Raw genomic sequence first — 20781 nt, forward strand, 5'->3', positions numbered from 1 at the left:
CTGTCCCGACAAGAGCAATAAACGAGACGGTGAACCATGGCTTTGGATTTTGACAGTGCTCGACTGCACAACCCCTATCTGCGTCCCGAACATGAAGAGTGGCGCAGTCAGTTGCGAAAATTTCTGGAGGTCGAAGTGCGGCCCCATCTGGATGACTGGGAGGAGGCCGGCAAGCTGCCGGATTCCCTCTGGGCGAAAGCGGCCGATATTGGCCTGTTGCAATTGGGTTACCCCGAGGCCTATGGCGGCATCGCTGAAGGCATTGATCAGTGGCATGTGAACATCGCCAATGAGGAAATTACCCGCTGCGGCTCGGCAGGTGGTCTGGTGAGCAATCTGCTGATCCACGGCATTGGTCTGCCGCCGGTGGTTAACTTTGCCAGTGAGGACATCAAGCAGGCGGTCATTCCTCCGGTGCTGGCCGGTGAAAAGCGCATTTCACTGGGCATTACCGAGCCATCTGGTGGATCCGATGTTGCCAATATCACCACAACGGCCAGGCGGGACGGTGACCACTACATTGTGAACGGCAGTAAAACCTTTATCTCCGGTGCGATGGGGGCAGACTGGGTCAGTACGGCGGTGCGTACGGGCGGTGAAGGTGCGAAAGGCGTATCGATGTTGTTGATTCCCACCGACTTGCCCGGCGTGTCACGGACACCCCTGGATCGCAAACAGGGCTGGTGGTGTGCCGACACCGGGACGTTTTACTTCGACAATGTGCGAGTACCGGCCAGTCACCTAATCGGCGACGAAGGCGCGGGTTTCTGGGTGATCATGAGTAATTTTAACCCCGAGCGACTGAGTCTGATTGTGACCATGGAAGCCGCGGCGAGGGCCTGTCTTGAGGACGCGGTTAACTGGGCGCGTGAGCGCAGTACCTTTGGCAAGCGCCTGGCCGATCATCAGGTGATCCGCCACAAAATTGCTGCCATGAAGCAGCGTATTAATGCCACGCAGTGTTATACCAACTACCTGACGCAGGCTTATATCGAGGGCCGTTGCGATCCGGGTGATCTGGCATTGGCGAAGGTGCAGGCCAGTGAGACGATGGAGTTCTGCGCGAGAGAAGCCAGCCAGATTCTCGGCGGCGCCAGTTACTTGCGGGGCAATCGCGTGGAGCGTTTTTATCGTGAAGTGCGGGTGAACGCCATCGGCGGTGGCTCCGAAGAAATCATGCGCGACCTCGCCGCGCGACAATATCGATTGTAAGGCCTTAGACAAGGATACCCGAATGACTGATAAGCCGACCCTGTGGCACAGCTACCCCTCCCGTTCGCTGCGTCCGCTCTGGGCGCTGGAGGAAATGGAGATTGACTACGAGCTGGTCACGCTGCCTTTCCCGCCGCGCCTGTTTCAGCGCGAGTACCTGGACGTGAACGCGTTGGGTACCGTGCCGTTTTTTCGCCACGGACAGGTGGAAATGACCGAGTCCACCGGAATTTGTCTCTACCTTGTAGAGCAGTATCAGCGCTACGATCTTGGGCTGCGCAGTGGCGATGCCGATTACGGCAATTATCTCAACTGGCTGTTTCATAGCGACGCCACGCTCACCTTCCCGCAGACGCTGATCCTGCGTTATTCGCAATTTGAGCCCGAAGAGCGCCGCCAGCCACAGGTGGTCGAAGATTACCGGCTCTGGTATCTGGCGCGGCTGAAACGCCTGAATGCGCACCTGCTGGACCACGATTATCTCTGCGAAAACCGTTTCACCATTGCCGATATCGCCGTGGGCTACGCCCTGTATCTTGGCGAGGGGCTGGGGCTGGCTGGCTTTTATGAGCCGCAGGTGCAAGCGTATCTTGCAAGGCTTAAAGCAAGACCGGCGTTTCAGCGAGCAGAACCGATGGGCGCCGGCCCCGACAGCCTGGTCGTCAAGAAATACCCATTCAGCGATTAATTGATCACAGCGCCGCTGCAGCGGCGAGGGAGCAAAAATGATTCTCAGCGAAGAGCACCAGAAACTCCGCGATACCGTCGCACAATTTATTGACCGCGAAATCAATCCCCATGCCGATGAATGGGAGGAGGCGGGTATTTTTCCCGCTCACGAGCTGTTCAAAAAAATGGGCGACCTCGGCCTGCTGGGGATCAGCAAACCCGAGGCTTACGGCGGCCTGGGGTTGGATTACAGTTACCAGACCGTCTTCTCCGAAGAGCTCGGACGGATTAAAACCGGCGGCGTGTCGATGGCTATCGGTGTGCAGACCGACATGGCCACACCGGCGCTGGCCAAGTTTGGCAGCGATGCATTGCGCGCGGAATTTCTCGCCCCGGCGATCAGCGGCGAAGCGGTCTTTTCCATTGCGGTGAGTGAGCCACACGCTGGCTCGGATGTGGCCGCGATCAAGACCACAGCCCGTAAAGAGGGCGACGACTACGTGATCAACGGCACCAAGATGTGGATTACCAATTCCACGCAGGCCGACTATCTCTGCCTGCTGGCCAATACCAGCGAAGGCAAACCTCACAGTAATAAATCGCTGATTATCGTGCCGACCAAAACCCCCGGCGTGAGTTTTTCGCCACGGCTGAACAAACTGGGGATGCGCTCGTCCGATACGGCCCAGGTCTTCTTTGACGACGTGCGGGTGCCGCAGCGTTACCGCATCGGTGACGAGGGGCAGGGCTTTATCTACCAGATGCTGCAGTTTCAGGAAGAGCGGCTGTTTGCGGCGGCGGGAACGTTGAAAGGGATGGAGGATTGCATTCAGCAGACCATTGCCTACACCCGCGAACGGGAGATTTTCGGCAAGCCGGTGCTGGACAATCAGGTCGTCCATTTCCGGCTGGCGGAGATGCAGACTGAAGTCGAGGCACTGCGCGCCTTGGTGTATACCGCGGTTGAGCAGTATATCCACGGTCAGGACGTGACCGAGAAGGCATCGATGGCCAAACTGAAAGCCGGGCGGCTGGTGCGGGAAGTGACCGATGGCTGTCTGCAATACTGGGGTGGCATGGGCTTTATGTGGGACAATCCCATCTCGCGTGCCTACCGAGACACGCGCATCACGTCGATTGGTGGCGGCGCCGATGAAGTGATGTTGAGTATTATCTGCAAAATGCTGGGAACCTTGCCCGGTAAGCGTTAACACCGGGCTGATCGCGAGCCCGTCACTTGAGGGAAACGGGGTGAGCAAAAGCACGGCTTTCGGGCGCTTATTGCGCTTCTGGCGCGGGGTGCACAGCCTTAGTCAGGAGCAGTTGGCCGATCGTCTGGACAGCTCGCCACGGCACATCAGTCGGCTTGAGAATGGCAGCAGCCGACCCAGCGAAGCAATGGCGATGGATATCGCCCGCGCCCTGTCGCTGGGGCGTCGGGATCAGAGCCATTTACTGGTTGCTGCTGGATTTACGCCCCGGGAGGCGCCGATCGATTTCTTCGCCCCCGATATGAAGTGGCTGCGCACCGCCATGACCCGCAGTCTGCGTGCCCTCGACCCCTATCCGGCTTCACTGCTCGATAGCGCCTCGAACATTCTTATGGTCAATCGCGCCTGGGTCGGTTTTCACCAGCGCCTGATGCCCGCCGAGGAGCTGCGTGAGATGAAAAACTTTTACGAGTTTATGTTCAGCTCTCAGTCTGCCGAGAACGCCGTCAGCAACTGGCCGGATACTCTGTCGGCAATTCTGCTGTCGATTCAGCAGAATGCCCTGCTGCGGGATGATCCCGCGACCCAGGCGACGGTAGACCGTCTCAGCCGGTGTCCCTCGGTGCCGCGGGACTGGCGCCAACGGGCCGCTGCGGTGGAGCCGATGGCGAGTTTTCGTGTGCAGATTCCTGTGCATGGCGAGCTGCAGCGCTTTTTCAGTGTGAATACCACCGTTGGGGCGCTGGGCCCCACGGCCTTTGTCTCTGAGCCCATGCTGAGTATCAGCAGTCTTTATCCCGAGGATAGCCGTCTGAATCTCGATGAGTTACTGAACGGCAATCTTGAGCATCCGCTGCTGTTTTACTGAGGGCGACACGACCGGACATAGCTTGTCGTGGCAGGCCGCCGCAACTGGGGCCAAACTAGGGCATAAATCGTTCTAGCGTCCACGCCGGACAGGAGAGATTGCCGTGACAGCCCCGCTTCTTAATGAGCGCGATATTGCGTTCATGCTCTATGAATTCCTCAACTGCGAGTCATTGTGTGAGCGGGAGCGCTACGCCGACCACAATCGCGAGAGCTTTGATGCCGCCATCGCAACGGCCAGATCCATTGCCGAACGCTATTTCCTGCCCATCCGTGGCAAGGTGGATCGCAACGAGCCGCGCTTCGAAGACGGGCGAGTGGTGATGCTGCCGGAAGTCCAGCAGGCGGTGCAGGCGGCGACCGATGCCGGCTTTGTTTCGGCGACGGCCGACTACGATGTGGGCGGCATGCAGCTTCCGCTGGCGGTCGCCGCGGCGGCCAACGCCTGGCTGTCGGCAGCGGGCAGCACCACGATTGGCTATCTGAGTCTGAGCAGTGCCAACGCCAGTCTGATAGAGGCCCACGGCAGCACTGAGCAGATAGCGAAATGGGCCGCACCGCTGCGCAGTGGCCGGTTTGCGGGCACTATGGCGATGACCGAGCCCGGGGCGGGCAGTGGCCTGGCCGATTTGATTACCCGCGCGGAACCGGCCGGCGATGGCAGCTATCGCATTACCGGCAACAAGATTTTTATTTCCGGCGGTGATCACGAGCTGAATGACAATATCGTGCACCTGGTGTTGGCAAGGGTGAAGGGCGCGCCGAAAGGGGTCAAAGGCATTTCGCTGTTTATCGTCCCCAAGTATCTGGTCAACGAAGACGGCAGTTTAGGGGAGCGCAACGATGTGGCGCTGGCCGGGCTCTTTCACAAGATGGGGGGGCGGGGCCACACCTCCACCTCGCTGAATTTTGGCGAGCAGGGCGGCGCGGTGGGCTATTTGATCGGCGAGGAAAATCGCGGTCTCAGCTACATGTTCCACATGATGAACGAGGCGCGGATTATGGTGGCCAGTGGCGCGGCCACGCTGGCACTGGCGGGTTTCCAATACTCGCTGAACTATGCGCGTGAGCGTGCCCAGGGACGTCTGCCCTCCTGTAAAGATCCTCACTCACCGCCGGTGAGTATCGTTGAGCACGCGGATGTACGGCGTATGCTGCTGACCCAGAAGGCCTATGCGGAAGGTGCATTTGCGCTCTGCTTGTATGGCGCGCAGTTGGCGGACGATCAGCATACGGCGGCCGATGCGGAGACCCGAGATGCCGCGCGCCTGCTGCTGGATTTTCTCACGCCAATCATCAAAACCTGGCCGTCGGAGCAGGGGCCTAAGGCCAATAGCCTGGCGATTCAGGTGCTGGGGGGCGCGGGTTACACCAATGAACATCCGGTGGAAATGTTCTACCGCGATAATCGCCTTAACCCCATCCACGAAGGCACCACGGGCATCCAGTCGCTTGATCTGCTGGCGCGCAAAGTCCCCATGCACGGCATGGCGGGGTATCAGGCCTGCCTGAAGGCCATCCGGGAAACCATCGCCGAGGCGCAGACGCTGCCACCGTTGGCGGCCTTCGGCGGAGAACTGGAGGCTGCGCTGCGGTGTTTGGAAGAAACAACGCAGTCGCTGCTTACTGCCATGGGTAGTGAGTCCATCGACCGGGTACTGGCGAACTCGGTGAGTTATCTGGATATGTTCGGTCAGGTGGTAATGGCGTGGATTTGGCTCAAACAGGGCTGTGCGGCACAGCAGCGACTGGCGACGGCACAGAGCAATGACGCGGACTTCTATCGCGGAAAATTGCAGGCGCTGCGCTATTTCTTCGCGGCTGAATTACCCAAGATCCGACACTGGTCAAACTTGCTGAAAAATCTTGAAAGTTCGGCTTTTGAGATGCAGGACGCTTGGTTCTAAACTGTGGCTCGGCACCGCGTTAACGTGGCGCCGACCATAACAACAATAAAATAAGGATGCACTATGAAGCAGATACGTCGCGCGTCAGTGGCTGAGTACATTGGCTACGAGAGTGAACCTACCGACTGGCACACGGTGACTCAAGAGGCCATTAATCAGTTTGCCGACTGTACCCTTGATCACCAGTTTATTCATGTTGATCCCGAGCGCGCCAAGCAAACGCCTTTCGGCGGCACCATCGCCCACGGTTTTCTGAGCCTGTCGATGCTCTCCCACTTTGCCGAGCAGTTCTCGCTGATGGTCGAAGGTCTCACCATGGGCCTTAACTATGGCTTCGACAAGGTACGGTTCATGGCGCCGGTGCGTGAGGGAAAACGTATTCGCGCGCTGAGCAAAGTTCTGGATATCGACGAGACCAAGCCGGGGCAATACCGCTTCAAAGTTCAGGTGACCATTGAAATTGAGGGTGAAGAAAAGCCCGCACTGATTGCCGAGTGGCTGACTATGCAGCTCGTGGCCTGATTGATTACTAACAGGAGATAAGAAATGGACGTACGTTTTGACAAGCAAGTTGCTATCGTGACTGGCGCCGGCAATGGCCTGGGCCGCAGCCATGCATTGGCACTGGCGCAGCGTGGTGCTCGGGTGGTGGTGAATGATTTAGGGGGCGCCCGCGATGGCAGCGGTGCCTCATCTCAGGCCGCACTGGACGTAGTGGCGGAAATCGAAGCCATGGGCGGCGAAGCGCTGGCACATGGTGCCAATGTCGCGGTGATGGCCGAGGTGGAAGACATGGTTGCGCAGGCCATGGAAAAGTGGGGGCGGGTAGATATTCTGATTAACAACGCCGGTATTCTGCGCGATAAAACCTTCGCCAAAATGTCGCTGGATGATTTCAAGTTGGTCATGGACGTCCACCTGATGGGCTCCGTCAACTGCACGAAAGCGGTTTGGGACATCATGCGAGAGCAGGAATACGGCCGCATTGTGATGACGACCTCTTCCTCCGGTATGTATGGCAACTTTGGGCAGAGCAACTATGGTGCTGCCAAGATGGCGGTGCTGGGCTTTATGAATACCCTGGGCCTGGAAGGCGCGAAGAAGAATGTCCGGGTAAACGCCTTGGCGCCCACAGCGGCAACCCGCATGACGGAAGATTTGATGCCCGAAGAACTGCTTGCCTTGTTGTCGCCCGAGTCAGTGACCGCCGGCGCTTTGGTGTTGTGTCACGAAAGTGCACCGAGCCGACACATTCTGTGTGCGGGGGCGGGCGGTTATGCGAGTTCGCGCATTTTCGAGACAGAAGGCGTTTTCCTGCCCGCTGACCAGCAAACTCCGGAAGTGATTCTTGCTAACTGGGATGCGATTACCAGTACCGAAGGGCAGCGCCCGATGGAAACCGGTGGCAAGCAAAGCGAGAAGTTCCTGGGTAAAGCCATGGAAGCGCTCCAGGCCAAATAAGCATTTCTGGAGATGGTGCTAAAAAGCCGACAGCCACTTGAGTGACTGTCGGCTTGGTGCCGAGTAATTGGTCTACGACTCGTTGCGAATCGCGCCCTAGCTGTTGCGAACGACGAGTTTGTCTTCGACGTCGGTCACCTTGTCGAAGCTTTTGGCAATCTCAATGGCAAGATCGCGCGCTGCATCGCTTTTGACGGTACCGCGCAGGGTCACAACGCCGTCCTTGGTATCAACGTCAATGCTGGTGGCAGCAATATCATCGTTCGTTGCGTACTTCATATTAATCGCGGCGGTTGTGGTCAGGTCATTCCACGTGCCAGCAAAGTTCTCACCAGCCTGCTTCATCTTCCCGCGATAGTCTTTCTCCACATTCAGTTTATTATCCACTGATTGGACGCCATCGACGTTGTGAGCAATCTGCCCCGCCAAATCTTTCTCAATGTCGCTCGTGACTGTACCACTGAGCGTTACCTTGCCCTGTTTGACGCCGGTATCGATCTCAAAATTGTTTAGCTCGCCGTTAAGCATGATGGCGGTCTCGACTTTGCCATCGATCCAGGCGTCGTTCGCTTTGCCCTGCCAGGTTTCCGCCAGTGCGGGAGTGCTTGCCAGGGCGCTGAGAGTCAGTGTGGTGATTAGCGTTTTCTTGATAGTCATGGTTGACCTCCGTTTCGCTGCTCATGAATCGCATGGTTTTATCTCAATAACGTTGGCGTCGTTTTCTACATCGTTATTGACGTGGTGACAGGCACGGTTTTCGTACCGTCAGTCTTTTCCTAAGATGCCTTCTTGAATAAAAACTTGAAGAAAAATTCCTCTAAGAAACTTTCTTTTTCAGTTCTTCAAATTGCTTTTTAGCCTCTTCGCGAGCGAGGCCGTAGCGCTCTTGCAGTACGCCGATAAAGCGATCACTGCTGCCTTCTACTTGGTCTATATCATCGTCGGTGAGTTCGCCCCACTTTTCTCGAATTTGCCCTTTTAACTGCTTCCACTTACCTTCTGCAATATCTCTATTCATACTTCGCTCCTCGTGAGTGACGTGATTAACGATGTCAGTTTTGTTAAGCCAGAATGCCGGTTTTCAGCGCTATATTCGCGGCGGTTTTCCGCGTAAAGCCTGGGCGACAAGAGAAATTATCAGCAGTGCAATAAAGATAAAGAACAAGACTTTTGCGATGCCCGCTGCGGCACCCGCAATGCCCCCAAAGCCCAATACGCCGGCGATAAGCGCAATTATTAAAAACATTAACGACCAGCCAAGCATGTTTCCTCCTTGTCATTTCTGCCTACAGTTTTTCTGACACGCTGAGTAAAAACAGTTCAATATTTTTATTTTCATCAATGATTTTTTATGCGGTAGATGATTTATAAATTGCCAGTGTCATTTTATTTAATCGATTTTGAATCTTTTTGTTTTTGCGTTTTCAGCAACAGGGTAAGACGCCGAAAAATTCGTTGAATAGGGAGGTGCAAAATGGCGACACAGCAGAACCAGACTGACGTAAGTTCGAATCGTCACGATAAGGTCGACGCCGCGGCCAGCAAAGCCCACGAGGCCGTCGATCGGGCAGCGGCAATGGCGGGCAGCAGTGAAGAACGCTTGCATCAACTTGCTGAAGAGCTACGGCTGCAAGCTGAGGGGCTGGTCAGCTCGGCACGCAAGCATTCCGAGGCAGCCAGTGAGGCCGTTGGCGGTTATACCCGTGAACACCCGCTGAGAACCGTGGGACTCGCATTTCTGCTCGGTGCGGTGGTGGCGTTCTTATTCCGCCGCTGACGGGGGAGTGGAGTGGTGATTATCCGCTGTCAGAACAGGAGGGCGTATGCGCGGCGAAACAGATTGCGCATCTGAAAGGGAACAGAAGGCTGAGCCCCAGTATGGTGATCTGCTGACCGAGTGCTTGGCCTTTGGTGCAGAGGAAATAGAGCGCCTGCAGTTGCGAGGACAATTACTGTGCTTAGCCCTGCTGAAAATGCTGATCTTTGCGCTATTAAGCGTGATCTCGGCGACAAGCGTTTGGTTGCTTGCCATGCTGGTTCTCGCTCGCGTAATGGTGCAGGCAGGAGTGCCAGACCCCTTCGCAATGTCTCTGTTACTGCTGCTGAACCTGCTGGCGTTCTGGTATTGCCAGCGACAATTGCGAGGCGCCTTGACCGGCGCACGTCCTCGCCGGACAGCAGTGGAGGGTCAGCATGCTCAGCGGTGAAGAAGCGCGGCTGCGCTCGGCGCTGATCCAAGTTGATCAGCGTCAGCGAAATCGCCGTTTTCGGCTCCGGCAACGCTACTGTGAGCAGCGTGTGGAGGTGATTGCGTTTTTCGGCATGGCGGGGCTGTTATTCGGCTTGCTGATGGGGCAGCGCGGAGAGCCCGTAACGAACTCCAGAAAGCTTGCTCGTCTGCGCGCGATGATGCTTGATCTGCTTAAGCAGGAGATCTATCAGCGTATATTGCGCCAGCCTCGCCAGCAGCCCCTCGCGGCGGATGGTCACCACGAGGGGCACTCGGCAAGTAATAGCTGAGGAACAGCGACGAAGTGCGCTTAGACGTGAATTCCTTTCAGCACGGCGGCCAGTGCCACCTGTTCTGAGGACGCCTCGGTTTTCGCCTCTTCACCTTCTCCCTTTGCCGCTGCGGAGTCAGGGAAGGTTCTGAACACGGTGTTCATGATGATTTCCGTGGCCTTGGGCGCTACCGCATTGAGTACCTGCATGCTGATCCCCAGACCGGTGGCGATACGCTTGGGGCGCTTCACGATCGCTTCGCAGATCATGTCCGCAGCTTCTTCGGGAGATAGCGTGGGCACGGCGTTGTAGATTGAGGTGGGGCCGATCATCGGCGTACGGACCAGTGGCATATTGATAGTGGTGAACGCGATATTGCGGTCGGAAAACTCTGCGGCTGCACTCCGGGAGAAGGCATCCAGTGCAGCCTTGGACGCCGCATAGGCGGAGAACCGGGGCGAGGTGCCAACGATGACGGCGATCGAGGAAATGTTGATCACGTGACCGGCGCGACGCTCAAGCATCGACGGTGCCAGACCCATGATCAGTCGAATCGCGCCGAAGTAATTGAGCTGCATGGTGCGCTCGAAATCGTGGAAACGGTCAAAGGTCAGTTCCAGCGAGCGACGGATTGAGCGGCCCGCGTTATTCACCAATACATCCACATGGCCGTGGTTTTTCAATAGCGTGGCGACCAGCTCGTCGCAGGCCTCAAGGTCTGAAACATCGCAGCTATACGCATAGCTCTTGCCCCCAAGGTCGGCGATTTCTTTCTGGGTTTCCTCCAGTTTTTCAATACTGCGCGCCACGAGCACGACTTCGGCACCCGCCTCGGCGAGCTTTAGTGCGCTGGCCTTGCCGATGCCGGAGGACGCGCCGGTGATCACAATGACTTTGCCGCTGACGTTGCCGCGCAGGCTGCGGTCCTTGAATAGATCCGGGTCGAGGTTGCGCTCCCAGTAGTCCCACAGCTTATAGGCGTAGTCTTCCAGAGCGGGCAGTTCGATACCGCTACCTTTCAGCGCTTTGACGGTATCGCGGTTGTCGAAACGGGTGGGCATGTTCATGAACTGCAGGCCATCTGCAGGAATCTGGTAATCGGCCAGTACAGCGTTAGTCAGCCGTTTCACCGGGGGCATGTTCTTGACGATTCCGGTAATTGACGAGGGCACGAAGGCAAACATGCGCGAATCGATACGCATGGCCATTTTCGGCGCGTGGGCGGCTTCGGCAAAGATATTCAACACTTCACCGACTTTGTGAGCGTTGGGGTTTACCAAGTGGAAGCACTTGCCGTCCAGCTTGGGTTTGTGTGACAGGTAGTCGATGGCGTCGGCGACATAATCCACCGGGACAATATTCATTTGCCCGCCTTCAATACCAATCAGCGGGCACCATTGAGGCACTCGGTAGCGCAGTTTCTGAATCAGCTTGAAGAAGTAGTAGGGGCCATCAACCTTGTCCATTTCGCCGGTTTTGGAGTCACCGACAACCATCGCCGGCCGGTAGATGCGGTAGGGAATTTTGCACTCTTTGCGCACCAGCCCTTCGGAGACATGTTTGGTGCGGAAGTAGGCGTGCTTGAGTCCCTCGGCTTCTTCGAACATGTCTTCGCGGAAGATGCCTTTGTAGAGTCCTGCCGCGGCGATGGAACTGGCCAGGTGGAAGCTTCCAGCCTGCATGGCTTCAGCCGCTGCAAGGGCATTGCGAGTGCCTTCAATATTGGTGATTTCCTGACTTTCTGCGTCGGCCTTCAGGTCGTAGATGGCGGCCAGGTGATAGAAGTGGCTGACTTTGCCTTTCAGCTTGCCCATCTCCCGGCTGCTGATGCCCAGTTTGCCCTTGGCAAGGTCGCCCCAGACGGGAACCAGTTGCTCTTTACTCAGCCCGGTTTTTTCCAGTAGTTCCTGATACTTGTGTTTAGAACTGCGGCGCACAAGCACGAAAATCGTTTCGTTGCGCTTGGCCAGGCGGGTGATAAGAAATCGTCCGATAAAGCCGGTGCCGCCAGTAACAAAGTAGCTCATAGTGCCTCTCCAGATAGTACAGAAATACGCCTGCTGCAGCTCCGAGCCAATGCGGAGCTGCACTGCTTTCTGTCAGCGAAAGCGTGGGTTTGTGTTGTTGTCAGGTCGTTCTGTATGGTTTTGCCTGTTGTTATTGTAGTGCGTTATTACGCAAGTGCCGTTGGTGAAACCGCATCGTCAAGTTCAGCAAAAGCATCGTGAATATAGTCGCTCAGAATCTCCAGTTTGGGCAATGCCGAACTGGCCACCAGTCCGAACTGCAGCCGACCATCGTAGCTGTACAGCGTAATGTTCAGGTGACAGCCCGGCGTCAGTGCGCTGATCGGGTACATTTCCTCAAGCTTGGCGCCGCGCAGATACAGTGGTTTTGACGGCCCGGGCACATTGGAGACCAGCGTATTACCCAGCGGCGGCAGTCGGTCATCAATTTTCAGGAATTCAGTTAGCTGAGCAAAGCTGCCCAGCAGTACGGTGTAAGCGATGACCGATGCCGGGGGGACGCCATCTACTTGGTAGCGAACATTGCGAAGCGTAAAGCCAATTTCCCGCAGCCGCTCGTAGGGATCGGTGGTTTTCTTGGCGAGTTCAACCAGCACGATGCCGATTTTGTTGCCCATGCTGCGGTCACCGGGGCGGCGGAGGTTTACGGGCATTTGAATGGTGATGGGCTCGCTGATATCGGCGCCACATTCTTCCAGATAGCGGTGCAAGGCGCCGTCAATGCAGGTGAGGGCAACGTGGTTAAGCGTCGAGCGTGTCTGCTTGCGAATCTTGTTAACGCGGGTCATCGGGACGGCGGCGGTGGCCACTTGACGACCGGCCACGACATGACCATTCAGTGGTGTTTCCGGCATGGGCTTGTAGGGAACCGCCACGGCATTTTTAGTCAGGTTGACTGCCTCCAGAGCCAGCTGGGCGCTGAGCTTTGTCAAACCCAGTACCGAGCGCAGATAGTTGCCGGACAGGCCGAGCATCTTGCGCAGCAGTGCATCCTCTTCGCCTTTGCGACGTCGACGATTGGGGAGTGCTGCCCATATTGGCGATACCTTCCTGGCGCGTGACGATTGGCTCAGGCTTTTGGCAAGGATGGCCGACATCGTAACGCCGTCTGCGTAGGCGTGGTGCAACTTGATATACAGCGCAAAGCGCTGGTCGTCGATGCCCTCAATAACGTGGACTTCCCACATCGGCTTTTCGCGATCCATCTTCGGGCTGTGTAGCTCGCCCGCCAGGACATAGAGTTCATCCCGAAAGTCGTCGCCTTCCAACTGGTGGTAGTAGATGTGGTCGTTAATATCGAAGTCGGGAGCATCTACCCAGCGGGGTGTGGACAGGCCGCCGAATTTGATGATCTGGTTGAACGGCGCCTGGATGTCTTCGTTACTGCCCACGTATTCGCGGACGGCCTTGTCCACGAAGTCCGCCCCTGCCTTGGCAGGTTTGCGGAACATCATCATTCCGCCTACATGTTTGGGGCTGTCTTCCGTCTCGGTGAGGAAAAAAGCCAGATCCATGATGGATAGTTTTGTCATAGCCGCCACTGTTTCCTGTGTTGCTGGGGTCCTGTACACAGGCGAATTAATACAACCCTGATTTAAATCGCACTGGTGGGGTCTCCACGATTGAAGTCAAAAATAGTCTATGTCCTAATGGCTGCTTCCGCTATTGCCGGGTGTGCTCACTAGATAAAAAATTGGGTCAATGCCATAGGGTTACGCTAGCGCAGAACCCTTGCCCTGAACAAGAGTGCCAGTTCACTGCACTGACACTCTCTAACTGAGATGCGATGAATTTACTCAAAGCGCTGGCTAAACGTTACTTTGTTACTCCCTACGTCCTGCTCTGTGGGGCAGCCTCGCTGCACGCACTCTGGCAGATGTGGGTGGAGCCAGGGTTTAGCCTGTCCTGGTTTGCGGCTTGGCTGGCTGTCACGCCCGTCCCGGTGTTCGTGTTGCTGTTGTATCTGGTGCCGTTCGTTAACACCGGCCGGTTTGTGGTGATACAGATTCTTGCCGCGATGATTGGCGCGGCGCTGGCCGTGGTCGAGATGCATCCCCTGCCAACGTTTTATGCGTTGGTGCCGGGACTCGCTGGCGTGCTGATTTATGTCTACTGGTATTCCTATCTGGATCGCGACGATAATCCGCGACTGACTGTCGGTCAGGCGCTGCCCGCCTTCCATTTGCAGGATCGCACAGGCGAACACGTTGACTCCGCGAGCTTTGTTGGCAGAAAAACGCTGCTGTTGTTTTTTCGCGGCGGTTGGTGCCCCCTGTGTCGCAGTCAGCTTTACGAATTTTCAAGCTATTTTGACGCGCTGCGTGAGTACGGCCTTCACATTGTATTGATCAGTGATCAGGCGGTGGACGAGAGCGAAAAACTGGTGGGGACATTGCCACAGGGGGTCGAGGTCTATTTCGACAGTGGTCTGCAGGCGGCGAGGACGCTCGGGCTGGTTCACCCGTTTGGCGTGCCTGCCGGGGTCTTCGCGAGAGGCCCGCATACCTCGCTGCCCTCACTGATACTCAGCGATGAGTCCGGCACCATCCGCTACGCGGACTTGCCAGAAAATTTTCGTGTTGGACCGCGTCCGGCACAGCTTATAAAGGTTCTTGAGCAACAATGGCTGTAAATATTGAACAGGAAATACGCCCTTCATCCACGGCCGTGGTACTGCGCGACGCGGCGTCGGGCTTGGAGGTGTTATTGCTGCGTCGTCACCGGCAGCTGAAGGTGGGCGGTGGGCACTGGGTTTTCCCCGGTGGCACCGTTGATCCCGACGATGTGGCAGATGCCAAGGGCGACCGCATGACGGCCTTTCACCTTGCTGCGGTACGTGAGACCGAGGAAGAGGCGCAGATCCAACTGGATCAGCGTCGGTTGCAGTTGATCTCCTGGTGGACGACGCCGCCATCAATAAAACGTCGCTATGAAACCGCCTTTTTCATCGCGGACTGCCCCGGTCAGCAGGTTGTCGTGGATGGTGAGGAGGCCGACGATTATCTCTGGTGTCACCCGGGCGAGTTGGTGGGCTCCCATCAGCAGGGGGAGCTGGCTCTGATGCCGCCGACTCTGGTCACGCTGACCGAGTTGTCCAGCTGTGCAACGGTTGCGGACGCTCGCGCGTTTTATGACCGTCGTCCGGTGCCGGATATCCACCCCAAAATCAGCGATGCCGATGGTCGCGTGTGTATGCTCTACGGCGGCGATGCGGGGTATGACAGCGCCGACCCCAAGGTGCCGGGTGCGCGCAATCGCTGCTATCTGGAAAATGGGAAATGGCGCTATGAGTTCTCTGCTTCGTAAATAGAGAGCCGGGCTGTGGCAAGGAATGCCAATAAAATAATTGTCTGTTGTGCGAGGGATTTGTCCGCCGGCGGTGTTTAAACAGTAACGGCCGTTAAAACCCTCTTACTGTTCGTGGAGCACAACGTGATGAAAACTTCAGTAACGCTTTTCGCTGTATTGGCAATGACGGGTGCTGCCAGCGCCTACGCTTTTGGCCCCGGTAAAAATGGTCCCTTTGATGGCGCCAGAACGCCCCCCAGTATTGAAGAAATGGCAGACCGCCAAGCGGAGCGGTTTATGAAAATGGACTTGAATCAAGACGGTCAGGTCAGCCGTGAGGAAATTGAAGAGTTTCGTGCCCAGATGCGTGAGAAGCGTAGCGGGGAGCGTGCGGACCGATTTGCAAAAGCGGATGCCAACGGCGATGGACTGGTTTCCCAGATGGAAATGAAGGCCGCAGCAAAGGCGCAGATGGAAAAGCTCGATACCGACGGTGATGGCGTTTTGTCGAGAAAAGAGGCCCGTAAAGCCTTTGGTCGCGAGGGTATGCCCCCGCATGCCCCGGCTGAATCGTAAACGCCGATAGCGAGCGCAGCGAGTATGCCGCTGGTCAGTGACTCCCGATTATTAGCGCGTGTAGCCGACGGCGACAGTCGCGCCTTTAATCGGCTTGTGGAGCGTCACAGCCAGCGGGTACTCAATGTCATTTACCGAATTGTGTTGTCCCGAAGTGATGCGGAAGATCTGTGTCAGGACGTTTTCGTGCGCCTGTGGAAGCAGGCGCCGGACTGGCAGGACGATGCCAAAGTCAGTACCTGGTTGCACCGGGTAGCCAGCAATCTGGCGATTAACCACAGTCAGCGAGTCCAGCAGCGCCAGATCGTAGATAGTGAGCTGACCGAGCAGCTGCTTGAGGGTCAGCGTGATGAGGCGGATGACGAGGCGAACGCCCTCTCTGAAAAAATGATGGCGGCGCTGTCCAGCCTGCCCGCAGAGCAACGCGCTGCGATGGCATTTCGCTATTACCGCGACCTGCCCGTCAAGCAAATCGCCGATATTCTTGATAGTAGTCCCAAGGCGGTCGAATCCTTACTGGGCCGTGCGCGCAAACAGCTTAAGCAAGTATTGGGAGAATCCGATGATTGACTATGCACAGTGTCTGGAGCGCTACGGCGATCAATTGCGCAACTGGCCGCTGTGGCTCTGGCCTTTCGCGCTGCTGGCGCCGATGTCAAAGGCGGGGGCGGCCTGTTTGAAGGAATACCGGCAACGAGAGGTATTCTGGTCGCAACGGATGGATGGCGAGCTGCGGGTCAGTCCCGGCTTGCAGCAGCGTCTTGTCCGGATTCCCGAAACCCACCGACAGGCCCACGTCAGGCGTTTGCCGCTTTGGTCCGCGGGCATGGCAACCACCGCCGCGCTGATACTTGGCGTCGCGGTAGGCATGTCCGGTCTGCCCAGCCAATATCCATTGCTGGATGAGGATTATCAGGCCTTTACCGAACTCGATTTTACCGGCTCTCTGGAAGTGAGTAGCTGGCTGGAGGAAGAACAATGACACGTCGCACGGGTTTGTTGATTGCGCTCATCGCCTCGCTGGTGGTGAACGGTCTGCTCATCGGCTTGTGGGCGGGCAAGGCACTGGACCGCGATCGCGGCCTGTACATGATGAGCCAGCATATTTTAAAGCGCCGTCCGGATCAGCTCAGTGATCAGGCAAGGGCTGTACTCAGGGCCAAGCGTGGAGAAATGCGCAGTGCCTTTCGGCAGTTGCGTCTCGCGAGACGAAATCTGGACCAGATTATTGCCGAACCCGAGTTGAATATTGAGAGTGCTCGTCAGGCGCTGGCAGATTTAAGAGAGGCAGACCAGTCACTCAAGCGGCTGGTACATGACGTGTTGCTGGAAGTCTTGCCGACCTTGTCGCCAGACCAGCGGCTGGAGATGATGCGCCATGACAAAGGGCCGCGCGATGGCGATCGCAAGGGGCCAAAACCCGATGGGGCTGAGCGCGGGATGCCTCCGCCGCCTCCGCCTCAGTCGTCGATGCCACGGTAAGCTAGCGGGCCGTTATACCAACGCTTGCGCCAGGCATTAAATACCCGGTCAGGATACCAGTTCTTTCCCAGGCTGCCGTTGTAGCGGGCGAGGGCGCGTCGCATATTGCCCTTTTCGCGCTGCAGGTAGAACTGCAGAATCTGGCAGCCGTAGCGAAGATTGGTGTCCGGGTCGGTGAGATTGTCGTCCGGGCGGCCAATTTCCTTTTTCCAGAATGGCATCACTTGCATCAGCCCCTGGGCGCCAACGCGGGAGATGGCAAAGCGGTCAAAGGCGCTTTCCACCTCAATCAGTGCCAGTACCAGCTCCGGGGGCAGTGAGGCCGAGCGTGCCTCGCGGTGCACGCTTTGCAGCAGGGCCAGACGGTCTTCTGGCTCTGGGAGTCGCTTGCTCAGCCGCTGGGACATATCCAGCAGCCACACCTCGGCGTCGAAGCGATCTTTAAAACTGTCCTCATGGTGAAGGGCGTCTTTCAGATAGGCGGTCAGCGCGGCCCTCTCGACGGGGTCGCTTGGCTGGGCGAGAGCGGGTAGCGCAACGGCCACCAGCCCCGCCAGCAGCAGACGCTTAAGCAGAGAGTGGAACACGCTGACGGACGAAGTCCATAATGCTGTCGATAGCGACGTCTTCGTTGTCGTCGGCACGACGATGACGGTATTCTAGTTGGCCGTTGTCCAGGCCGCGGTCGCCGATCACAATGCGGTGGGGGATACCCATCAGTTCCATATCGGCAAATTTCACGCCGGGCCGCTCGTTGCGGTCATCCAGCAGCACATCGTAGCCTGCATTTTTGAGCTGCGCGTACAGGGCTTCTGCCGCCTCGCGCACGCGCTCGGATTTCTGCATGTTCATCGGCACCAGCGCAATCTGGAACGGCGCGATGCCGTCGGTCCAGATAATGCCTTTGTCGTCGTGATTCTGCTCAATGGCTGAGGCCACTACGCGAGTAACGCCGATGCCGTAGCAGCCCATGATCATCACCTGCTCTTTGCCCTGCTCGTTGAGTACGGTCGCTTGCAGGGCTTCCGAGTATTTGGTGCCAAGCTGGAAGATATGGCCCACTTCAATGCCGCGTTTGATTTGCAGTGTGCCTTGGCCATCGGGGCTGGGGTCGCCGCTGACGACCTCGCGCAAGTCGGCGATCTCGCCAAGAGCCAGATCCCGTTCCCAGTTGCCGCCGCGCAGATGATAGCCGTCTTCGTTGGCACCGCAGATAAAGTCAGCGCAGTGCGCGGCGCTGCGATCCACAATCGTGCGCAAGCCGAGATCGACCGGACCAATGGAACCGGGTGAGCAGCTCAGCGCCGCTTTAATATCGTTTTCTTCGGCCAACGTCAGCGGGCTGGCAACGCCGTCCAGCTTCTCGGCTTTGATTTCGTTCAATTGGTGGTCGCCGCGCAGCACCAGGGCAACCAGCGGCTGCTTACCATTGTCGTCGGTCTCGCCATAGACCAGCAGGGTTTTCAGGGTTTGCTCGGGCGTGCAGTTAAAGAACGCGCACACCTGCTCGATGGTGCCCACGTTGGGCGTGGCGACTTTCTCCAGCTCGGCGCCGGGGGCGGCGCGCTCGCCAGCCGGTGCCAGTGCTTCGGCCATTTCTACGTTGGCGGCGTAATCTGAGCTGTCGGAAAAGGCGATATCGTCTTCGCCCGATTCGGCTAATACGTGGAACTCATGGGAGGCGCTGCCGCCGATCGAGCCGGTGTCGGCGATCACCGGGCGGAAGTCCAGGCCCAGGCGAGTAAAGATGCGGGTATAGGCCGCGTGCATGACGTCGTAGGTGGCCTGCAGTGACTCCTGGTCATTGTGGAAGGAGTACGCGTCTTTCATGATGAATTCACGCGAGCGCATCACCCCGAAACGGGGGCGGATTTCATCGCGGAACTTGGTTTGGATCTGATAGAAGTTTGCCGGCAGCTGCTTGTAGCTGCGGATCTCGTTGCGAATCAGGTCGGTGATCACTTCCTCGTGGGTGGGGCCAAGGCAAAACTCGCGCTGATGACGGTCATTGATGCGCAGCAGTTCTGCACCGTACTGTTCCCAGCGACCCGATTCCTGCCACAGTTCAGCGGGCTGGACCACGGGCATCAGCACCTCTTGCGCGCCTGCCGCGTTCATCTCTTCACGGACAATGTTTTCCACTTTGCGAAGTACCCGCAGGCCCAACGGCAGCCAAGTGTAGAGGCCGGTGGCCAGCTTTCGTATCATGCCGGCACGGAGCATCAGTTGGTGACTGATAACCTCGGCATCGGCGGGGGTTTCCTTTACAGTGGCAATAAGAAATTGGCTGGCGCGCATAGCGGATCTGGCCTTAAAGCTGCGAATGAAGTCGCCGCATTTTACGATTGATAGGCGGTCCGGTACAGGGCGCCACCGCTTTATTGGAGAACATCATGTTTACATTACACCCCCAACTTGCTGCCGACTGCTTTGTGGTCGGCGACCTGCCCTTATGCCGAGTGCTGTTGATGAACGACGCCCAGTATCCCTGGCTCATTCTGGTACCGCGCAGCGATGCCGAGCTGCGGGAACTCTGTGAGCTGAGTGAGGAGGACCGACTGCAGTTCTCTCGGGAGTCTGATCTGGCCGCAGGTATTCTCAATACCGTCTTTGCCGCAGAGAAGCTGAACATTGCCGCGCTGGGTAATATGGTGCCGCAGCTGCATGTTCACCATATAGCTCGTTTTGCCGCGGACCCCTGTTGGCCGAAGCCGGTATGGGGGCAGTTGCCGGCAAAAGCCTATGCCGATTCCGATCGCGAAGAACGTCTGGCGGCATTGAGACACGCCTTTGCCGCTGAGCCACGCTTTATTTCGGGCTGATGCGATGGCGAGTGCCGGGAGTTACGATGTCATTATTGTGGGGGCAGGCATTGTTGGTGCTGCCTCGGCATGGCAGCTGCTGAAGCAAAAGCCGGACAGCCGAGTGCTGATTCTGGAGAAAGAAGCGGCGCCGGCCCGCCATCAATCAGGACGTAATAGTGGTGTACTCCATGCGGGGGTGTACTACCCGGCTGGCAGCCTCAAGGCACGCATGTGCCGGGAGGGGCTTCAGCAGACTGAGGCCTTCTGCCGGGAACACCAGCTTCCGTTCTCGCGCTGTGGGAAGTGGATTGTCGCCACCAACGCCCATCAGCTGCGAGGGCTTGGGGAGTTGCAGCGGCGGGCAAAAGCCAATGGTTTGAACCCTGAGTGGCTGGTGCGCGACGCCATGCGCGAACAGGAGCCCGAGCAGAGGGGGGAGGCTGCTCTGGCGGTCAGCGAATCGGCGATTGTTGACTATTCGGCGATTTGCCAAGCACTACTGGATCAGGCTCAGGCGGCAGGCGCGGAGCTGAGGACTGAGGCAGAAGTGCTCGGTATCACCGAGAGCCAGCGAGACATTCGTGTGTTCACTCGTGCCGGAGAATTTACGTCGTCACAGCTACTCTGCTGTGCCGGTTTGATGGCCGACAGGCTGGCGAGGTTGCAGGGACTCGATTGCCCGCTGCATATCGTGCCGTTTCGCGGAGAGTTTTATCAGCTTGCTGCTCGCTGCGAGTCCTGGGTATCGCGCCTGATTTACCCCGTTCCCGATCCG

25 protein-coding genes are annotated in these 20781 nt (G+C 57.4%); 18 read left to right on the forward strand and 7 right to left on the reverse strand.

Annotated elements, in window-relative coordinates; all coding sequences use genetic code 11:
- Positions 1–36 precede the first annotated feature (36 nt).
- The 7 genes from AC5DB9_RS10130 (at position 37) to AC5DB9_RS10160 (ending at position 7327) form a co-directional block, all read left to right on the forward strand.
- Complete coding sequence (locus tag AC5DB9_RS10130) at positions 37–1212, forward strand: acyl-CoA dehydrogenase family protein (protein ID WP_272992091.1); 1176 nt, start codon at positions 37–39, stop codon at positions 1210–1212.
- 22 nt (positions 1213–1234) lie between these two features.
- A complete protein-coding gene (locus tag AC5DB9_RS10135; RefSeq protein WP_272992093.1) occupies positions 1235–1900 on the forward strand; it encodes a glutathione S-transferase family protein in 666 nt (221 codons plus the stop codon).
- Between the two features lie 37 nt (positions 1901–1937).
- On the forward strand, positions 1938–3092 hold the full coding sequence (locus tag AC5DB9_RS10140; RefSeq protein WP_022957907.1) for an acyl-CoA dehydrogenase family protein: 1155 nt from the start codon (positions 1938–1940) through the stop codon (positions 3090–3092).
- 40 nt (positions 3093–3132) lie between these two features.
- Entirely contained in the window at positions 3133–3960 is an 828-nt protein-coding gene (locus AC5DB9_RS10145) for a helix-turn-helix domain-containing protein (RefSeq protein ID WP_272992096.1), read from the forward strand.
- Between the two features lie 103 nt (positions 3961–4063).
- Positions 4064–5866, forward strand: coding sequence for an acyl-CoA dehydrogenase (locus tag AC5DB9_RS10150; protein ID WP_272992098.1), 1803 nt, complete (start codon positions 4064–4066; stop codon positions 5864–5866).
- A 63-nt stretch (positions 5867–5929) separates the two neighbouring features.
- Positions 5930–6388: a MaoC family dehydratase gene (locus AC5DB9_RS10155; RefSeq protein ID WP_022957904.1), complete on the forward strand. Its 459-nt coding sequence runs from the start codon at positions 5930–5932 to the stop codon at positions 6386–6388.
- 24 nt (positions 6389–6412) lie between these two features.
- The gene (locus AC5DB9_RS10160) at positions 6413–7327 is read left to right on the forward strand and encodes an SDR family NAD(P)-dependent oxidoreductase (protein WP_022957903.1); all 915 of its coding nucleotides are present in this window, start codon (positions 6413–6415) and stop codon (positions 7325–7327) included.
- A 96-nt stretch (positions 7328–7423) separates the two neighbouring features.
- Here AC5DB9_RS10160 and AC5DB9_RS10165 read toward each other — a convergent pair whose 3' ends face one another.
- From AC5DB9_RS10165 to AC5DB9_RS10175, 3 genes are all read right to left on the reverse strand, one after another.
- On the reverse strand, positions 7424–7984 hold the full coding sequence (locus tag AC5DB9_RS10165; RefSeq protein WP_022957902.1) for a BON domain-containing protein: 561 nt from the start codon (positions 7982–7984) through the stop codon (positions 7424–7426).
- 160 nt (positions 7985–8144) lie between these two features.
- Entirely contained in the window at positions 8145–8345 is a 201-nt protein-coding gene (locus AC5DB9_RS10170; RefSeq protein WP_022957901.1) for a CsbD family protein, read from the reverse strand.
- Between the two features lie 69 nt (positions 8346–8414).
- Entirely contained in the window at positions 8415–8591 is a 177-nt protein-coding gene (locus AC5DB9_RS10175; protein WP_022957900.1) for a DUF1328 domain-containing protein, read from the reverse strand.
- Positions 8592–8801: 210 nt separating this feature from the next.
- On the opposite strand from AC5DB9_RS10175, the gene AC5DB9_RS10180 reads away from it, so the two are divergent.
- The 3 genes from AC5DB9_RS10180 to AC5DB9_RS10190 are packed head-to-tail and all read left to right on the forward strand — an operon-like array spanning position 8802 to position 9847.
- The gene (locus tag AC5DB9_RS10180; protein ID WP_272992102.1) at positions 8802–9104 is read left to right on the forward strand and encodes an ElaB/YgaM/YqjD family protein; all 303 of its coding nucleotides are present in this window, start codon (positions 8802–8804) and stop codon (positions 9102–9104) included.
- Positions 9105–9150: 46 nt separating this feature from the next.
- A complete protein-coding gene (locus AC5DB9_RS10185; RefSeq protein WP_272992104.1) occupies positions 9151–9534 on the forward strand; it encodes a hypothetical protein in 384 nt (127 codons plus the stop codon).
- The gene (locus tag AC5DB9_RS10190) at positions 9521–9847 is read left to right on the forward strand and encodes a hypothetical protein (RefSeq protein ID WP_272992107.1); all 327 of its coding nucleotides are present in this window, start codon (positions 9521–9523) and stop codon (positions 9845–9847) included. The genes AC5DB9_RS10185 and AC5DB9_RS10190 overlap by 14 nt, the downstream gene beginning before the upstream one ends.
- Positions 9848–9867: 20 nt before the next feature.
- On the opposite strand, the gene AC5DB9_RS10195 is transcribed toward AC5DB9_RS10190, so the two are convergent.
- Both AC5DB9_RS10195 and AC5DB9_RS10200 read right to left on the reverse strand, forming a co-directional pair.
- Entirely contained in the window at positions 9868–11856 is a 1989-nt protein-coding gene (locus AC5DB9_RS10195; RefSeq protein ID WP_272992109.1) for an SDR family oxidoreductase, read from the reverse strand.
- 146 nt (positions 11857–12002) lie between these two features.
- Positions 12003–13388 (reverse strand): wax ester/triacylglycerol synthase family O-acyltransferase, encoded by a 1386-nt coding sequence (locus AC5DB9_RS10200; RefSeq protein ID WP_022957895.1) that lies wholly within the window; start codon positions 13386–13388, stop codon positions 12003–12005.
- Between the two features lie 254 nt (positions 13389–13642).
- Here AC5DB9_RS10200 and AC5DB9_RS10205 point away from each other — a divergent pair, with 254 nt between their 5' ends.
- The 6 genes from AC5DB9_RS10205 (at position 13643) to AC5DB9_RS10230 (ending at position 17202) form a co-directional block, all read left to right on the forward strand.
- Entirely contained in the window at positions 13643–14488 is an 846-nt protein-coding gene (locus AC5DB9_RS10205; RefSeq protein WP_272992112.1) for a redoxin domain-containing protein, read from the forward strand.
- Positions 14479–15162, forward strand: coding sequence for an NUDIX hydrolase (locus tag AC5DB9_RS10210; RefSeq protein ID WP_272992114.1), 684 nt, complete (start codon positions 14479–14481; stop codon positions 15160–15162). The genes AC5DB9_RS10205 and AC5DB9_RS10210 overlap by 10 nt, the downstream gene beginning before the upstream one ends.
- A gap of 129 nt (positions 15163–15291) precedes the next feature.
- Complete coding sequence (locus AC5DB9_RS10215; protein WP_022957892.1) at positions 15292–15720, forward strand: EF-hand domain-containing protein; 429 nt, start codon at positions 15292–15294, stop codon at positions 15718–15720.
- A gap of 24 nt (positions 15721–15744) precedes the next feature.
- Positions 15745–16290: an RNA polymerase sigma factor gene (locus AC5DB9_RS10220; RefSeq protein ID WP_272992116.1), complete on the forward strand. Its 546-nt coding sequence runs from the start codon at positions 15745–15747 to the stop codon at positions 16288–16290.
- Positions 16283–16702, forward strand: a complete 420-nt coding sequence (locus AC5DB9_RS10225; protein ID WP_272992119.1) for a hypothetical protein — start codon at positions 16283–16285, stop codon at positions 16700–16702. The genes AC5DB9_RS10220 and AC5DB9_RS10225 overlap by 8 nt, the downstream gene beginning before the upstream one ends.
- Complete coding sequence (locus tag AC5DB9_RS10230; RefSeq protein WP_272992121.1) at positions 16699–17202, forward strand: periplasmic heavy metal sensor; 504 nt, start codon at positions 16699–16701, stop codon at positions 17200–17202. Before AC5DB9_RS10225 ends, AC5DB9_RS10230 begins: the two co-directional genes overlap by 4 nt.
- On the opposite strand, the gene AC5DB9_RS10235 is transcribed toward AC5DB9_RS10230, so the two are convergent.
- Both AC5DB9_RS10235 and AC5DB9_RS10240 read right to left on the reverse strand, forming a co-directional pair.
- A complete protein-coding gene (locus AC5DB9_RS10235) occupies positions 17181–17789 on the reverse strand; it encodes a transglycosylase SLT domain-containing protein (RefSeq protein WP_272992122.1) in 609 nt (202 codons plus the stop codon). The two genes, AC5DB9_RS10230 and AC5DB9_RS10235, sit on opposite strands and share 22 nt — an antisense overlap.
- Positions 17770–19500, reverse strand: a complete 1731-nt coding sequence (locus AC5DB9_RS10240; protein WP_272992124.1) for a proline--tRNA ligase — start codon at positions 19498–19500, stop codon at positions 17770–17772. The genes AC5DB9_RS10235 and AC5DB9_RS10240 overlap by 20 nt, the downstream gene beginning before the upstream one ends.
- Before the next feature lie 95 nt (positions 19501–19595).
- Here AC5DB9_RS10240 and AC5DB9_RS10245 point away from each other — a divergent pair, with 95 nt between their 5' ends.
- The gene (locus tag AC5DB9_RS10245) at positions 19596–20024 is read left to right on the forward strand and encodes an HIT domain-containing protein (protein ID WP_286846633.1); all 429 of its coding nucleotides are present in this window, start codon (positions 19596–19598) and stop codon (positions 20022–20024) included.
- Positions 20025–20028: 4 nt separating this feature from the next.
- Positions 20029–20781, forward strand: a 753-nt coding sequence (locus tag AC5DB9_RS10250) for an FAD-dependent oxidoreductase (RefSeq protein WP_491732050.1), incomplete at its 3' end; no start/stop codon positions are given.

It is taken from the genome of Spongiibacter sp., assembly GCF_984394615.1.

Coding starts and splice junctions, on each gene's coding strand:
- AC5DB9_RS10180 (WP_272992102.1), top strand. CDS start 8,802: ATGGCGACACAGCAGAACCAGACTGACGTAAGTTCGAATCGTCACGAT.
- AC5DB9_RS10230 (WP_272992121.1), top strand. CDS start 16,699: ATGACACGTCGCACGGGTTTGTTGATTGCGCTCATCGCCTCGCTGGTG.
- AC5DB9_RS10170 (WP_022957901.1), bottom strand. CDS start 8,345: ATGAATAGAGATATTGCAGAAGGTAAGTGGAAGCAGTTAAAAGGGCAA.
- AC5DB9_RS10240 (WP_272992124.1), bottom strand. CDS start 19,500: ATGCGCGCCAGCCAATTTCTTATTGCCACTGTAAAGGAAACCCCCGCC.
- AC5DB9_RS10185 (WP_272992104.1), top strand. CDS start 9,151: ATGCGCGGCGAAACAGATTGCGCATCTGAAAGGGAACAGAAGGCTGAG.
- AC5DB9_RS10200 (WP_022957895.1), bottom strand. CDS start 13,388: ATGACAAAACTATCCATCATGGATCTGGCTTTTTTCCTCACCGAGACG.
- AC5DB9_RS10205 (WP_272992112.1), top strand. CDS start 13,643: ATGAATTTACTCAAAGCGCTGGCTAAACGTTACTTTGTTACTCCCTAC.
- AC5DB9_RS10165 (WP_022957902.1), bottom strand. CDS start 7,984: ATGACTATCAAGAAAACGCTAATCACCACACTGACTCTCAGCGCCCTG.
- AC5DB9_RS10210 (WP_272992114.1), top strand. CDS start 14,479: ATGGCTGTAAATATTGAACAGGAAATACGCCCTTCATCCACGGCCGTG.
- AC5DB9_RS10140 (WP_022957907.1), top strand. CDS start 1,938: ATGATTCTCAGCGAAGAGCACCAGAAACTCCGCGATACCGTCGCACAA.
- AC5DB9_RS10155 (WP_022957904.1), top strand. CDS start 5,930: ATGAAGCAGATACGTCGCGCGTCAGTGGCTGAGTACATTGGCTACGAG.
- AC5DB9_RS10245 (WP_286846633.1), top strand. CDS start 19,596: ATGTTTACATTACACCCCCAACTTGCTGCCGACTGCTTTGTGGTCGGC.
- AC5DB9_RS10195 (WP_272992109.1), bottom strand. CDS start 11,856: ATGAGCTACTTTGTTACTGGCGGCACCGGCTTTATCGGACGATTTCTT.
- AC5DB9_RS10220 (WP_272992116.1), top strand. CDS start 15,745: ATGCCGCTGGTCAGTGACTCCCGATTATTAGCGCGTGTAGCCGACGGC.
- AC5DB9_RS10225 (WP_272992119.1), top strand. CDS start 16,283: ATGATTGACTATGCACAGTGTCTGGAGCGCTACGGCGATCAATTGCGC.
- AC5DB9_RS10130 (WP_272992091.1), top strand. CDS start 37: ATGGCTTTGGATTTTGACAGTGCTCGACTGCACAACCCCTATCTGCGT.
- AC5DB9_RS10190 (WP_272992107.1), top strand. CDS start 9,521: ATGCTCAGCGGTGAAGAAGCGCGGCTGCGCTCGGCGCTGATCCAAGTT.
- AC5DB9_RS10135 (WP_272992093.1), top strand. CDS start 1,235: ATGACTGATAAGCCGACCCTGTGGCACAGCTACCCCTCCCGTTCGCTG.
- AC5DB9_RS10175 (WP_022957900.1), bottom strand. CDS start 8,591: ATGCTTGGCTGGTCGTTAATGTTTTTAATAATTGCGCTTATCGCCGGC.
- AC5DB9_RS10160 (WP_022957903.1), top strand. CDS start 6,413: ATGGACGTACGTTTTGACAAGCAAGTTGCTATCGTGACTGGCGCCGGC.
- AC5DB9_RS10215 (WP_022957892.1), top strand. CDS start 15,292: ATGAAAACTTCAGTAACGCTTTTCGCTGTATTGGCAATGACGGGTGCT.